We start from the raw sequence: 15,097 nt of genomic DNA on the forward strand, positions 1-15,097 counted from the left end.
AAGAAAATAGAAGGAATATAATTATGAATAAAACAACAAAGAAAAGTATTGCTATTGGTGCTACTATTATTGCCGCTACTGCTGTAACTTCAGTTGTACAAGCTGAAGAAGCGTCAGTTGCTCAACCTCAGACAGGGACATCAGCAACTGTTTCAAATATCGATCGTACTGCTGAGGTTACAAAAGAGGCAGTTGATACAGCAAAAGAGCAAGCTGATGCTGCGGCTAAAACAGTAACAGAACAAGAAAAGGTTGTCAGTGCAGCGGATCAAAAGGCTAAGGAAGCGGAAGCTGCTGAAAAAACGGCAGCAGCAACCTATGAAAAAACAAAAGAAGCTGGGAAGGAAGCAACTCCTGAAAATATTGCAAAAGCTGAAGAAGCCATTAAAACAAAAGAGGCTGGTGTGAAATCAGCTGAAGAAAGTGTAAAAACGGCTGAAGAAGGTGTGAAATCAGCTGAGACAGCGGAAGCCGAATCAGGAAAAACTTATGAAGAGGCTACTAAAAAAGTAGACGATGAAAAAGCAAAAGTCGCTTTAGGCAAGGAAGAAGTGAAGAAGGCAGAACAAGCTCTTAATGAGACAACACTGACCAGAGCACAGGAGACAGTGACGATTGCGGGAAATAAACTGAAAGATGCAGAGTCTGTGAATAAAGCAGCTCAAGACGAATTGACTCGTGCAAAAGAATTCGACGCATCTCGTCAAGCTAAAATCGATGAAACAAAATCAGCTCTCGATAAAGAACGTACTGAAAAGAACATTCCTGCACTCGAACAAGGTCTTGCTGATGCAAAAGCTAATGTTCAAGCAAAAGAAAAAGCTCTTGCTGAAACAAAAGCCAAAGTCGGCGTAGCTCAAGCTGAAGTTGATGAGGCTCAAAAAGCTCTTGACAAAGCAAACGCGGACTATCAAGAAAAAGTTGCTAAGTTGGAACAAGATAGAGCTCTCCGTAAAATCGTTATTCCTGCTGAATACGCAAAACACGACATTAAAGACTACGAATGGTTCATCGCTCATCAAGATGAATACATGAAATTGCAACCAGAAACAGATTATAGCCAAACTGGCATTGGTGTTAACGGAGAAATCGTTGATTTAGCAAATCTCACAGCGGCTCAACGTAAAGAAATTGCTGAATTTGTATCTCAAATGTTGAACGACCTCAACCAACAATATTGGTCACAACGCGAACCAGGCAAAACCATCACACCAATCCAATTGACAGTTGGTGGTCAAGAATTTGCAGACGCTATCGCTCGTGGATATTCTAAATTCTACGAAGACAATGGCGGAACTCCTGATAAATTCAACTTCGGTAAAAACTGGGGGCACCAACTCTCAATTCTCCGTCAATATGGAGCATCTGAATCACTCGGTGGGCTTTTGCCAGAATGGCATAAAGAAAATATGGGCGGATATACAATGTTGAACCTTAAACAGGAGATTGCAGGTGATATTCGTATGATGATGTTCCAAGATGGTAATCAAGCAAACGGTCACGCTAAACACTTGATTTCCCTTGAAGGTTCGGGCATTGGATTCAGCGTAAGCTCCGGATCACTCCACATCTTATCAACAAACCGTCCAACAAATCAAGACAAAGCTGATTACCTTAGCACTGATCAAGAATACAACGATTCTGTGAAACATTCAGTTGAAAAAGAAGAACAAGCGCTTCAAGCAGCTAAAGCTAAGAAAGCAACTGCTGACCAAGCCGTTACATCTGCTGAAAATGACCTTGCTTCGGCAAAATCAGCTCAAGTTGACGCTCAAACTAAATTGAACGCTGCTCAAAATGCTATCGCTAAAGCTCAAAAAGCTTACGATGACGCTCTTGTTGTCAAAGAACAAACTCCTGCAGCTCAAGCTAAAGTTGCTGAAACTGCGAAAGCTCTTGAAGCAGCTAAAGCTGAACTCGCAACCGCTCAATCAAATCTTGAAAACTTGCAACAAGTTCGTGCACAACGTGAATCTGAATTGAAAGACGCTAAAGCTAAATTGGTTGCTCAAGAAGAAGTTTTGAAACAAGCCCTTCAGGCAGCTCTTGATGCAGAAAATGATTTGAAAGCAAAAGGTCTTGCAACAACTGAAGCTAAAGCTCAAGTGGAACGTTCTAAACAAGCTGTTAAATCAGCTGAACAAGCTGTACAAGACGCAAAAGATTATCTTGAATTGCTTAAGAGCGCACCTGTGAAACTTGCTGAAGCTGAAAAAGCATTGACTGAGGCAAAAGCTAAAACAGCTGAAGCTAAAGCAACTCTTGAAACAGAAATTGCCAAACTTGAAGCTTTGAAATTGAAAGCGAAAGCATCTCAAGAAGACTACACTCGTGTCTTCGAAGCTTACCAAAAACTCGTTAAAGCGAAACAATGGGAAGAAACAATTCGTCGTGAACAAGAACGTATCAAACACGAAGAAGAAACTCGTCGCAACGAACCAGTTCGTCATGAACCAACTGAAAACAAAGTGATGAAGACAACTGTCCCAATCGTAACAGGAACACCTGGTGCAATCACACCGGCAACACCTCAAGTTAACCCAACTAAACAAGCAAACACGAAAGAATTACCGTCAACTGGTGAATCTGCAAGTGCACTTGGACTTATGGGCGTAGCTATGATGGCTCTAGGTTTTGTTGGATTGAAACGCAAACGCGAATCAAAATAAAAATTCTATTTAGGCTGGGGAAACCCAGCCTAAAATGATATAATTTTAAGAAAAAGATAGTTAAATGGGGAATTTTTTATGAAAAAGGTTATGATTTCACTACTGGCGGGTGCGTCCGTTCTAGCTCTGGTGGCTTGTACGCCCAAACGCTATGAACGCCAAAGTAAACCAAAGACAGCAACGTCATCAGCTGTCAAAAAAGAAAAGAAGGATACAGGTCAGAAGTATTATCAAGAGGTTTTGGAGCGGTATGCTAAGTATGATACTGCTCTTAAAAATGGGGATAAAGCAGGCCTCTTTGCGGAATTAGGTAAAATACAATCTGGTTCAGAAGAAAGCATCTATCTAGATGCTTTGGAGCGCTTAGGAACTCCGGTAACCTTCCAATACGCTTTTACAGACTTGAACAAAGATGGTGTGGATGAGCTCTTGGTGTCCAATCAATACACTGGAAACAAACAGTATGTTTCTGCTATCTATTACCTCAAGGGTCAAAAAGCTGAATTGCTCCATACAGCTTATACAGCTGCGGTGGGTGGTTATCGCTCCAGCTTAGAAGTTTTCGACAATGGACAAATCGTCTATGCCACTTGGCAATCTCTTAATCCAGAAATGGAATTGACCCTTTATTCGCTAGGAAAAGGGGAAGCCAAGGAAGAAAAGAAAGCAACCATTCAAATTGGTGGTGACCAAACAGCAGAACAAGCTCTTGGGATTTCAGCCAAGCAGTTGGACCTCAGTAAGCTGGACTGGAAAACTTTTGAAGGTTCAGGGGATTCCAAATCAGCAGCAAAATCGGAAGAGAAAAAATCGGAAAGCTTCCAAGTACAAGTCAGTGTGTCGGATCTCCGTATTCGAAAAGAGCCATCGACTTCTGCACCATCTGCGGGAATGATCGCAAAAGGAACTCACACCATTACGGAAACAGTAGAGGCAGATGGCCATACCTGGGGCAAATTGGAATCTGGACAAGGCTGGATCGCCCTTGAATTCACAACGCGCGTGGATGGTTCTAAATCAGCAAGCTCAAGTAAAAAAAGCAGCGGAATGAATATTCAAGAGATTCAGAACGGAAATTTCTCAAGTATCGCAGGAACCTGGAGAAATGGGAAAGGGATGAGTGTAACATTTGATGATAACGGTATATCAAAGATCAATGGTGAACCAACAGACCAGGTTGTAGACCGCTTTAATCATGAATTTGGATACTTAAGCAGTAGTGTTCATTCAACTGCCCCAGCTGGTGCTTCAGCAATGAGTTTTTTCCCAGCAGGTCAAGAGTTTCCCGCATCATTAAAATATGGAAATTTTTCTGTTGATAATAGCAAGGATATTATTTATTGGGGTCAAAATGTTATTTCAGATCAAAGCGACTTGTTCTATAAGGAAGACTAAAAAAGGTTAGAAAATTAACTTATATTTGCTAGTGGTCTCTTCATTGATACTGAGTAAATAGATTTTCTTTGATAGAGTAGGATAAAAAAATAGGAGATATTATGAAAAAATTTATTATTTTATTTTTAACAGTTGGTTCGATAATTTCCCTAGCAGCTTGTGCTCCCAAACGCTATGAGCGCAAGCACAGTCCAGTAGGAGCCTCATCGGTTAAAAAATCATCTGATAAAGCCCAAGAAAAAGAGCAAACCGAAGGAGATAAGTCAGATGAACATGATAAAGAAGCCATTGGGACCTTGTCAAAAGCGGACCAAGCGGATATCTATTCGATTATTGAAAACAGTGCGTCTTTGACCTATTCACTTCAGGTGCAACCGACTCGCTTGCTAGAGTTGAATAATGACCACGGCGCGGTTGATGGTTACCCACAAGACATGTTCATTGATTACTACAATACCTACACGCCTGGGACCTATAATCTGCAAGATGTCATTGATAAATTAGATGCAGAAGAAACATCGGACTCAATCCGCAGTCTTTCACAAGACAAGCTGATCCAGCTTACAAATGAAAAGAAAGACGGCTGGATCTATTCGACAAAAGACAAGGCCTTCTACGAAATTGTACCTGGTGGTCGTGGCGGAGCGATGCCACCGATGGAAATCCCTTCACCGGATGAATGGGTGATCAATGAAAATTCAGTTGAAGTGACCACATCGATCCAAGGGACTTCTGAACCATACAGACGTTTTGTCTTGAAACGAAACAATAAGGACTACAAGGGTGGAACACATAAAACACGCTTTTATGTCGACAGCACTGAATTCGCAAAATCGTAAAAATAATCAGAAGCTATATCTAGCTCTAAAATTTTTATATAGAACTTGCTGAAGAATCAAAGAAAAAGGCCCTCAAAGCCTTTTTCTTTTGGGCTTGAATATGTTAAAATAAAAGGTATACGTGCTTGGATACAAAGATGAGGATATAACAGACAGATAGGCTGTTGAAATTCCTATCTCGTTGAGTTGCTTGACGGCTTGGTATCTTGAGTAATTGAACCCGGCCGAAAAGCCGTGTAAAAAAGATAAACTGTCTTGTCTTCATCGAAGACTTCGTCAGTTTCCTATTTTTACTTTGCTTTTGACGGCCTTGGTATCTTGATAGTTGAACACGGGCTAAATCCCTAGTGAAAAAGATAGATTTCCTAGTGTGCGTGGCACACTGCGTCAATCTCCTATTTTCATACGGGATTCTTCACGCCCTTTGTATCCTGATGAACTGAATTTTGGCCTCATTTCTTAGGAAAAAAGATAAGCTTCCTAGCACTCATCGAGTGCGGCGTCACCTTCCTATTTTTCTACAGAAATGTTCGGCAAGCCGAACCGTCCAAAATATCTTGATCTTTGTAGGCAAGTCGTATAATTTTATCAATCCAAAGGGGATTACAATGACAAAACAAGTGTTTCAAACGACTTTTGCGGGTCGTGAGTTAATCGTAGAGACTGGTCAGGTTGCCAAGCAAGCAAATGGCGCTGTTGTCGTGCGTTATGGGGAGTCAACTGTCTTGACGGCTGCTGTCATGTCTAAGAAGATGGCAACTGGGGATTTCTTCCCACTTCAAGTCAACTACGAAGAAAAAATGTATGCGGCTGGGAAATTTCCTGGCGGCTTTATGAAACGGGAAGGACGTCCTTCTACTGATGCGACTTTGACAGCGCGTTTGATTGACCGTCCAATCCGTCCAATGTTTGCGGAAGGCTTCCGTAACGAAGTGCAGGTGATTAACACAGTCCTTTCTTACGATGAAAATGCATCTGCCCCAATGGCAGCCATGTTTGGTTCATCATTGGCCTTGTCTATCTCAGACATTCCATTTGACGGACCTATCGCTGGGGTACAAGTGGGCTATGTTGACGGAGAAATCGTCATCAACCCAACGCAAGAACAAGCCGAGCGCTCGCTTCTTGAATTGACAGTAGCTGGTACCAAACACGCTATCAACATGGTAGAGTCTGGCGCTAAAGAATTGTCAGAAGAAATCATGTTGGAAGCTCTTCTGAAAGGGCACGAAGCTGTTAAAGAATTGATTGCCTTCCAAGAAGAAATCGTAGCAGCAGTTGGGAAAGAAAAAGCAGAAGTAGAATTGCTTCACGTGGACGCTGACTTGCAGGCTGAAATCATTGCAGCCTACAACAGTGACCTCCAAAAAGCAGTCCAAGTAGAAGAAAAATTAGCTCGTGAAGCTGCGACTCAAGCGGTTAAAGACCAAGTGACAGCCGTTTACGAAGAAAAATATGCAGACCACGAAGAATTTGACCGCATCATGCGGGATGTGGCTGAAATCTTGGAACAAATGGAACACGCAGAAGTGCGCCGTTTGATCACAGAAGACAAGGTACGTCCTGACGGTCGTAAGGTTGATGAAATCCGTCCTTTGGATGCACAAGTCGACTACCTTCCCCGCGTACATGGTTCAGGCCTCTTTACTCGTGGACAAACGCAAGCCCTTTCTGTTTTGACCTTGGCACCAATGGGTGAAACGCAAATCATCGATGGTTTGGATCCAGAGTACAAGAAACGCTTTATGCACCACTACAACTTCCCACAATACTCTGTAGGGGAAACTGGTCGTTACGGTGCGCCTGGTCGTCGTGAAATTGGTCACGGTGCTCTCGGTGAGCGTGCCCTTGCTCAAGTATTGCCAAGCTTGGAAGAATTCCCATATGCCATCCGTTTGGTAGCAGAAGTCTTAGAATCAAATGGTTCTTCATCTCAAGCCTCTATCTGTGCGGGAACGCTTGCCCTTATGGCTGGTGGTGTGCCAATCAAGGCACCAGTAGCTGGTATTGCCATGGGTCTGATCTCAGATGGAAACAACTATACCGTATTGACAGATATCCAAGGTTTGGAAGACCACTTTGGAGACATGGACTTTAAGGTTGCAGGTACGCGTGACGGGATTACAGCCCTTCAAATGGATATCAAGATCCAAGGGATTACTGCAGAAATTTTGACTGAAGCACTTGCTCAAGCCAAGAAAGCTCGTTTTGAAATCCTTGATGTCATCGAAGCAACCATTCCAGAAGTGCGTCCAGAATTGGCGCCAACTGCTCCGAAAATTGATACCATCAAGATTGATGTCGATAAGATTAAGATTGTCATCGGTAAGGGTGGAGAAACCATCGATAAGATCATCGCTGAAACAGGCGTTAAGATTGATATCGACGAAGAAGGAAACGTGTCTATCTACTCGAGCGACCAAGCTGCCATTAACCGCGCTAAAGAAATCATTGCTGGTTTGGTCCGTGAAGCCAAAGTGGATGAAGTCTACCATGCCAAAGTGGTTCGGATCGAGAAATTTGGTGCCTTTGTCAATCTCTTTGACAAGACGGATGCCCTCGTTCATATCTCTGAAATGGCTTGGACTCGTACCAACCGTGTCGAAGACTTGGTAGCGATTGGCGATGAAGTCGATGTCAAGATTATCAAGATTGATGAAAAGGGTCGTGTCGATGCTTCTATGAAGGCACTATTGCCACGTCCGCCAAAACCTGAACATTCAGAAGAAAAAGGTGAAAAGGGTCCTCGTCACGGCGATCGTCCTCGTCACCACAATAAAGACCACAAACCTAAAAAAGACTTTACCATTACACAAAAAGATTCAGAATAAGCATTAGAAAAGGAGGAGCACGGTATGGGATGGTGGCGTGAAACCATCAATATTGTAAAAGAAAATGACCCAGCAGCGCGTACCTCGCTGGAGGTCCTTTTGACCTATCCAGGCGTCAAAGCTCTGGCAGCTCACCGTGTTTCCCACTTTTTGTGGAACCATGGCTTTAAGCTCTTGGCGCGGATGCACAGCCAATTCTGGCGTTTTTGGACTCAGATCGAGATCCATCCAGGTGCGACCATTGCTTCTGGTGTCTTTATCGACCATGGAGCGGGCCTCGTTATCGGGGAAACAGCCATTGTTGAAAAAGGCGTTATGCTCTACCATGGGGTGACCCTTGGGGGAACAGGAAAGGATGTCGGCAAACGCCATCCGACGGTACGTGAGGGAGCCTTGGTTTCCGCCCATGCTCAAGTCATCGGCCCGGTGGAAATTGGAGCCAAGGCCAAAGTCGGAGCAGGGGCTGTCGTGGTCTCCGATGTACCGAGTGATGTGACCGTTGTCGGTATTCCTGCCAAAATTGTTCGTGTTCACGGCAAAAAGGATGAGCCAATCATTCACCAAGAAGAAGAAAAACGGGAATACTACATGAATAAGATGGAGCATGCTAAGGAAGCCAGCCATCGGTCTTCGAGCTTGTAAGGAGATCGCTACGTGATTCAATCAACCAATACATTGAATGACCACCAACTACTGGAAGCAAAGGCCCTTATTGCCATCTGTCAGAAGTATGACGGAACGTTTCGGGATCCTTATCTCTCCAATATGCTCAATTTTGACCCCGATATGCTGGCCTTTTTCCTTTATTATGAAAAAGGTGAACTTGTTGGCCTATTAACCGTCTATGCGGATGATCAAGATGTGGATGTGGCGATCCTGGTCCACCCCAATCATCGTCGACAGGGAATTGCGCGTGCTTTGTATGGAAGTTTTGAGAAAGAAACGGCATCTTATCCAATTGAGTCTGTGACTTTTCAGACAGAGCGTATTTTTCTAGAGAATCATCCTGATTTTGCCAGCAATTGGGGACTGGTTGAGGATGACGAAACAGAAACCTGGTTAGGACGTGATCGAACCGCTTATGCATTAGATTCCCGTTCGGATGTCGATGTGCTCTTGGCAGAACCTTCTTATCTTGAAACCATTGCCCAGCTCCACCACCAAACCTTTTCAGATGAAGTGGAAGCACCGGAAGTGAGCCACAGATACATTTCTGAGGCCTTGAAGGATCCTGATAGTCTGCTGTACATATTACTCAAAGAAGGTCAAGTGATTGGCGTTTGTACGGTCGATGTATCTGGAAAATGCAATTACCTTTATGGACTTGCGATTGCTGAAGTCTATCGTGGGCAAGGCTACGGAAGCTATTTGGCAAAATCCCTCATCAACCAACTCATGGAGCAAAATGATAAGGCATTTCAGATTGCAGTGGAAGATAGCAATGTAGGTGCCAAACGCTTGTATGAAAAGATTGGCTTTGTCACACAGACTCAGGTGGTTTACTTGAAGCCAAAAGAGTAGAAACAGAAAGGAAATGAAGCGTGTTAAAAATTTATGATACTATGTCTCGTGATTTGCGAGAATTTATCCCCATCGAGGAAGGAAAGGTCCGCATGTATGTCTGTGGGCCAACGGTTTACAACTATATCCACGTAGGGAATGCCCGTTCAACGGTAGCCTTTGACACGATTCGTCGCTACTTTGAGTATCGTGGCTACGAAGTTGCCTACATTTCCAACTTTACAGATGTGGACGATAAGATCATTAACCGTGCCAAAGAAGAAGGCATTACTCCACAGGAAGTGGCAGACAAGTATATTGCGGCCTTCCGTGAGGATGTAACGGCTCTTGGCGTGAAACCTGCAACCCGCCACCCTCGTGTGGTCGAGTTTATGGATGACATCATTCGTTTTGTCAATGATTTGATCGAAAAAGGCTATGCTTATGAGAGTCAAGGCGATGTTTATTTCCGTGTGGAAAAATCCCACAACTATGCAAAATTAGCCAATAAAACCTTGGAAGATTTGGAACTAGGAGCTTCAGGTCGGACAGATGAGGAAACAGCTCGCAAGGAAAATCCAGTCGACTTTGCCCTTTGGAAAGCTGCCAAACCAGGTGAGATTTCTTGGGACAGCCCTTGGGGACCTGGTCGTCCGGGTTGGCACATCGAGTGTTCGGTCATGTCGACGGGAATTTTAGGGGATACTATTGATATCCACGGTGGTGGAGCCGACCTTGAGTTTCCACACCATACTAATGAAATCGCTCAATCAGAAGCTAAGACCGGAAAAACTTTTGCCAACTACTGGATGCACAATGGCTTTGTCAATATTGATAATGTCAAGATGTCCAAGTCCTTAGGCAACTTTATCACCGTGCATGATGCATTGAAGACTATCGACGGCCAAGTGCTTCGCTTCTTCTTTGCGACCCAGCACTACCGCAAGCCCATTAACTTCACAGAAAAAGCGGTGCGCGATGCGGAGACCAACCTCAAGTATTTGAAAAATACCTATGAGCAACCGTTCACAGGAGAAGTGGATCCAGCAGACTTACAAAGCTTTGTGGACAAGTTTATCGCGGCTATGGATGAAGATATCAATGCGGCAAACGGCATCACTGTCGTCTTTGAATTGGCTAAATGGATCAATTCTGGTCACTACAATCAAGAAGTCAAGGATGCCTTGACCAAGATGTTAGAAGTCTTTGGAGTGGTCTTTGTCGAAGAAGTCTTGGATGCAGATATTGAAGCCTTGATCGCTGAACGTCAGGAAGCGCGGGCTAAGAAAGATTTTGCGCGAGCAGATGCCATTCGCGATCAATTGGCTGCGCAAGGAATCAAGCTCTTGGATACAAAAGAAGGTGTAAGGTGGACACGTGATTGATGTCAATCTAATCAATGGGATTGCCCTTGCCTTTGAGGGAGATGCGGTCTATTCCATGTATATTCGCAGACACCTGATTTTTCAAGGTATGACCAAGCCTAATAAGCTTCACCAGGCTGCCACCCGCTATGTCTCTGCTAGAGCTCAGGCCAGCTTGATTGAAAGCATGCTGGAGCAAGAAATTCTGACAGAAAAAGAGTTGGAGATCTACAAGCGCGGTCGTAATACCAATAGCCATACCAAAGCTAAAAATGCGGATGTCGTGACTTATCGGATGTCGACAGGCTTTGAGGCTGTCATGGGCTATCTCCATATGACGGGGGAGCTCTCTCGTCTAGAAGAGCTGATTGACTGGTGCATCCAGCAAGTAGAAGAAGGAAGAAAGCAGTGAAAAATATCAGAGAGTGGTTTCCTCATGCAGAGGTGACGGATCAAGCCAATCCACCAGCTGGTTATGTAGCCATTCCCCTTCAGGCTCATCAATGGTTGCTGTTGAAGGAAGAAGAACTAACCGAGCGAGAAAAACAATTGATTTCCTGGTTGGGCGGTGAAGAAGAGGTTGCCCCCAATCCTTGGTACCAGTACCTGATCGATGGAAAGGGAGAAGCCCCTCAAGTCATCAAAAAAATGCAGCTCGTCTATTGCCACCTCTCGCATTCAACAGCAGAAGGGACGGCTTCTTGGTTAGAGATGATGCAGACACTCTTGCCCAACTTTCGGGCAGTCTTGCAACTGAGTGGACAGGACTATGTACTCATTCTAGATCAAGAGCAGTCGCTGGTTGTGGCTGATATCTTAAAAGATACCGTCTCTGCCATGGAGTATGATTTCAACATTCGCTTATCCATCATGGTCGGGCAAATATGGACTGAGTCAAAAGCTGGGAAAGTATCTCCGGTTATCCGAGCAGAACAGGCCGTCTTTCGAGCTTGGATTCGAGAAGGTCATCAAGGTGTCTATCGCTTTTCTCAACTCTATCTGTGGGGAATCGAGCAGGCAGATTTGGATCTCACTCCAATCAAGGCAAGTTTGCATCAGTTGATTGAAAGTCAAGATCAATTGCAAGACATCATTGTTGCTCTTTGGGACAATGGGGCAGTTGTAACCAAGGCCGCCCAGCAACTCTATCTCCACCGCAATTCGCTCCAATACAAGATTGACAAGTGGGAGGAGTTGACGGGTCTTCAGTTGAAAAATCTGACAGATCTAGCCCTGTGCTATCATTTGGTCTTACAAGATGTGATTTAAACGGAATCAATCCAGAGTTTTGTGCAACTTGCACAAAACTCTTTTTCTTTTTTGTGAGACTTGCCATAGATTTGTAAAACGTTTTCATTTACAATAGAATTATAAAAATCAAAGGAGTACCATCATGGTAGAATTGAATCTTAGTCACATTTATAAAAAATATCCAAATAGCGAACATTACTCAGTTGAAGACTTCAACTTGGACATCAAAGACAAAGAATTTATCGTTTTCGTAGGTCCTTCAGGATGTGGTAAATCAACGACTCTTCGTATGATCGCTGGTCTTGAAGACATCACAGAAGGTGAATGTTCGATCGATGGCACTGTTGTAAACAACGTGGCACCTAAAGACCGTGATATTGCCATGGTATTCCAAAACTACGCTCTTTACCCACACATGACTGTGTACGATAACATGGCATTTGGTTTGAAATTGCGTAAATACAGCAAGGAAGATATCGACAAACGTGTACAAGAAGCAGCTGAAATCCTTGGCTTGAAAGAATTTTTGGATCGTAAACCAGCTGACCTTTCTGGTGGTCAACGTCAACGTGTGGCCATGGGACGTGCCATTGTCCGTGATGCAAAAGTGTTCTTGATGGACGAACCTTTGTCAAACTTGGATGCGAAACTTCGTGTATCCATGCGTGCTGAAATCGCGAAAATCCACCGCCGTATCGGAGCTACAACCATCTACGTAACTCACGACCAAACAGAAGCGATGACATTGGCTGACCGTATCGTTATCATGTCTGCTACTAAAAACCCAGCTGGTACAGGTACTATCGGACGTGTAGAACAAATCGGTACTCCGCAAGAAGTGTATAAGAACCCTGTGAATAAATTCGTAGCTGGATTCATCGGAAGCCCTGCCATGAACTTCATTAACGTGAAATTGGAAGGTGGACACATCGTTGCCAATGGATTGAACTTGAAAGTTCCAGAAGGTGCTTTGAAAGTCTTGAAAGAAAAAGGCTATGATGGTAAAGAATTGATCTTTGGTATCCGTCCAGAAGACGTGAATACAGAAGCTGCTTTCCTTGAAACATTCCCAGAATCAGTCGTGAAAGCAACGATCTCTGTATCTGAATTGCTTGGTTCAGAATCTCACTTGTACTGCCAAGTTGGTGACAACGAATTCATCGCTAAAGTAGATGCACGTGACTACCTTGGAACTGGTGAAACCATCGAACTTGGATTTGACTTGAACAAAGCTCACTTCTTCGACAAAGAAACTGAAAAAACAGTATACTAATACCTACTGACACTGTAGAGACTGATACGATATGTCTCAGTCTCTTTCATTTTAAGGAGACAAAACATGGAAAAAGACTGGTGGAAGGGGAAGGTCGCTTATCAGATCTACCCAAAAAGCTTTAAAGATAGCAATGGTGATGGCGTTGGGGATTTGAAAGGAATCACGAAGAAACTCGATTACCTTCAAAACTTAGGAATTGACATTCTCTGGTTATCGCCTATTTACAAGAGTCCGTTTATTGACCAGGGCTATGATATTTCAGACTACTATGCCATTGATCCTATTTTTGGAACTATGGAAGATATGGAGGAGCTAATTGCTGAAGGTAAGAAGCGGGGCATTTCTATCATTATGGACTTGGTGGTTAACCACTGCTCCAGTCATCACGAGTGGTTCCAAAAAGCTCTAGCAGATCCAGATGGCCCTTATGCAGATTACTTTTATTTCATCGAAAGTGACAAGGAACCCAACAACTGGGAAAGTTACTTTGGAGGCAGTGTCTGGGAACCAGTTCCTGGCACCAACAAATACTATCTCCATTCTTATCACAAGGATCAGCCAGACCTTAATTGGCAAAATCCTGTCTTGCGCGAAGAAATTTACAAGATGATCAACTGGTGGTTGGACAAGGGAATTGCGGGCTTTAGGATCGATGCTATTATCAATATCAAAAAAGATCTAGAATGGCGTTCGCTTCCGTCTGATCGCGAAAATGGCTTGGTCCCAGTACTGGAGTCTCTAGTGAATGCCCAATCGATTGAACCTTTCTTGCAAGAGTTAAATGAGCGAACCTTCGCCAAGTACAATGCCTTCACAGTTGGGGAAGTGTTCAATGAAACCGACGAAGAATTGCATTTCTTCATTGGAAAAGACGGTGTCTTTTCTTCTATCTTTGACTTCAAGCAAACCTGCTTAGGGCAGGAAGGAAAGGGCTGGTTTGACCATACTCTTCCAACAGCGGAAGAACTTAAGGAAAGTATTTTCCAAGCGCATGAGCGCGCAGATAGGATTGGTGTTCTCTCGACCATCATCGAAAACCACGACGAACCTCGTGGGGTGTCCCATTATATTGTGGAAGGTCCAGTAAACGATACCAGTAAAAAAGCCCTGGGGACCATTCAGGTTTTGCGCAAGGGAATTCCGTTTATCTATCAAGGCCAAGAAATTGGGATGGAAAACCAAATCTTTGAATCAGTTGAGGACTTTGATGATATCGCGACCATCAATGGCTACCATGTGGCTAAAGAAGCTGGTTTGAGTGAGGAAGAAGCATTAGCTGCGATTGCCAAATACAGCCGGGACAATGCACGGACACCCATGCAATGGTCAGCAGAGCCAGGTCTGGGCTTTAGCGATGGGTCAGCTTGGTTGATCAGTCCCAAACCAGATGTTGCCATCAATGTGGAAGATCAGGAAAAGGATCCAAATTCCATCTTGAATTATTACCGGCAGCTGACGGCCTTGTATCGCCATCCCCTCTATGGAAATACTATCCGATTTGGAGATATGATCCCAGCGTATCGGGACCGTGAAAACATCATCGCCTTTGAACGCCGTGGGGACAAACGTCTCTTGGTTGTCAGCAATTTCCAAAATCGCCAAGCTAGCTTGGAGTTGCCGGCTCCGATTAAAACGGTCGTTTTAAATAATACTGCTGGGTTGTTCCAAGAAGGAGACCAAGTGCTCGAATTGACCCCTTACCAAACGGTTGTGTTGGAATTGGTGGAATAAGGAGAAACTTTGCATCAGTGTTAGAATTTAATGTAGAATAGTATTTTCAATAAATATTCTGGAGCAATTTATAAAAGTTTTCTATACTTTAAAATCAGTCAAGTATAAACTGAAGCTTTCCGCTGTGAGAAAAGTGTTTGAAACATTATTGTTTCAAACACTCGGGAGTTTTGAGATCTTAGGCTCAAAACTAAGTCATGGAACTTCGAAGAAGTTCGCTGATGTCCGCACTCACCTAAGG

Annotated in this window: 11 protein-coding genes; all 11 read left to right on the top strand. The window is 43.8% G+C overall.

Annotated elements, in window-relative coordinates:
• Nucleotides 1–23: 23 nt before the first annotated feature.
• The 11 genes from PCY11_RS06075 to PCY11_RS06125 all read left to right on the top strand — a co-directional run bounded on the left by PCY11_RS06075 (nucleotide 24) and on the right by PCY11_RS06125 (nucleotide 14,856).
• Nucleotides 24–2,669: an SEC10/PgrA surface exclusion domain-containing protein gene (locus PCY11_RS06075; protein WP_024054788.1), complete on the top strand. Its 2,646-nt coding sequence runs from the start codon at nucleotides 24–26 to the stop codon at nucleotides 2,667–2,669.
• Between the two features lie 78 nt (nucleotides 2,670–2,747).
• Nucleotides 2,748–4,064: a DUF6287 domain-containing protein gene (locus tag PCY11_RS06080; RefSeq protein ID WP_042759817.1), complete on the top strand. Its 1,317-nt coding sequence runs from the start codon at nucleotides 2,748–2,750 to the stop codon at nucleotides 4,062–4,064.
• 101 nt (nucleotides 4,065–4,165) lie between these two features.
• Nucleotides 4,166–4,903, top strand: a complete 738-nt coding sequence (locus tag PCY11_RS06085; RefSeq protein ID WP_049523567.1) for a hypothetical protein — start codon at nucleotides 4,166–4,168, stop codon at nucleotides 4,901–4,903.
• A gap of 608 nt (nucleotides 4,904–5,511) precedes the next feature.
• The gene (gene pnp / locus PCY11_RS06090) at nucleotides 5,512–7,734 is read left to right on the top strand and encodes a polyribonucleotide nucleotidyltransferase (protein ID WP_049487789.1); all 2,223 of its coding nucleotides are present in this window, start codon (nucleotides 5,512–5,514) and stop codon (nucleotides 7,732–7,734) included.
• A gap of 24 nt (nucleotides 7,735–7,758) precedes the next feature.
• The gene (gene cysE / locus PCY11_RS06095; RefSeq protein ID WP_049487790.1) at nucleotides 7,759–8,376 is read left to right on the top strand and encodes a serine O-acetyltransferase; all 618 of its coding nucleotides are present in this window, start codon (nucleotides 7,759–7,761) and stop codon (nucleotides 8,374–8,376) included.
• 12 nt (nucleotides 8,377–8,388) lie between these two features.
• Nucleotides 8,389–9,255: a GNAT family N-acetyltransferase gene (locus PCY11_RS06100; RefSeq protein ID WP_070845786.1), complete on the top strand. Its 867-nt coding sequence runs from the start codon at nucleotides 8,389–8,391 to the stop codon at nucleotides 9,253–9,255.
• A 20-nt stretch (nucleotides 9,256–9,275) separates the two neighbouring features.
• On the top strand, nucleotides 9,276–10,619 hold the full coding sequence (gene cysS / locus PCY11_RS06105) for a cysteine--tRNA ligase (protein ID WP_070845784.1): 1,344 nt from the start codon (nucleotides 9,276–9,278) through the stop codon (nucleotides 10,617–10,619).
• On the top strand, nucleotides 10,612–11,010 hold the full coding sequence (locus PCY11_RS06110; protein ID WP_003004765.1) for a Mini-ribonuclease 3: 399 nt from the start codon (nucleotides 10,612–10,614) through the stop codon (nucleotides 11,008–11,010). The genes cysS and PCY11_RS06110 overlap by 8 nt, the downstream gene beginning before the upstream one ends.
• Nucleotides 11,007–11,867: a helix-turn-helix domain-containing protein gene (locus PCY11_RS06115; RefSeq protein ID WP_070674832.1), complete on the top strand. Its 861-nt coding sequence runs from the start codon at nucleotides 11,007–11,009 to the stop codon at nucleotides 11,865–11,867. Before PCY11_RS06110 ends, PCY11_RS06115 begins: the two co-directional genes overlap by 4 nt.
• Nucleotides 11,868–11,991: 124 nt before the next feature.
• The gene (locus tag PCY11_RS06120; protein ID WP_003010064.1) at nucleotides 11,992–13,122 is read left to right on the top strand and encodes an ABC transporter ATP-binding protein; all 1,131 of its coding nucleotides are present in this window, start codon (nucleotides 11,992–11,994) and stop codon (nucleotides 13,120–13,122) included.
• Between the two features lie 66 nt (nucleotides 13,123–13,188).
• Complete coding sequence (locus PCY11_RS06125; RefSeq protein WP_301362579.1) at nucleotides 13,189–14,856, top strand: alpha-glucosidase; 1,668 nt, start codon at nucleotides 13,189–13,191, stop codon at nucleotides 14,854–14,856.
• Nucleotides 14,857–15,097 lie beyond the last annotated feature (241 nt).

Source organism: Streptococcus sp. SP8, assembly GCF_030440045.1.
GTDB classification, from domain to species: domain Bacteria; phylum Bacillota; class Bacilli; order Lactobacillales; family Streptococcaceae; genus Streptococcus; species Streptococcus parasanguinis_I.

Excerpts from the sequence above, each read along its gene's own strand:
- cysE (WP_049487790.1), top strand. The coding sequence starts at position 7,759 with ATGGGATGGTGGCGTGAAACCATCAATATTGTAAAAGAAAATGACCCA.
- PCY11_RS06080 (WP_042759817.1), top strand. The coding sequence starts at position 2,748 with ATGAAAAAGGTTATGATTTCACTACTGGCGGGTGCGTCCGTTCTAGCT.
- pnp (WP_049487789.1), top strand. The coding sequence starts at position 5,512 with ATGACAAAACAAGTGTTTCAAACGACTTTTGCGGGTCGTGAGTTAATC.
- PCY11_RS06075 (WP_024054788.1), top strand. The coding sequence starts at position 24 with ATGAATAAAACAACAAAGAAAAGTATTGCTATTGGTGCTACTATTATT.
- PCY11_RS06120 (WP_003010064.1), top strand. The coding sequence starts at position 11,992 with ATGGTAGAATTGAATCTTAGTCACATTTATAAAAAATATCCAAATAGC.
- PCY11_RS06085 (WP_049523567.1), top strand. The coding sequence starts at position 4,166 with ATGAAAAAATTTATTATTTTATTTTTAACAGTTGGTTCGATAATTTCC.
- PCY11_RS06125 (WP_301362579.1), top strand. The coding sequence starts at position 13,189 with ATGGAAAAAGACTGGTGGAAGGGGAAGGTCGCTTATCAGATCTACCCA.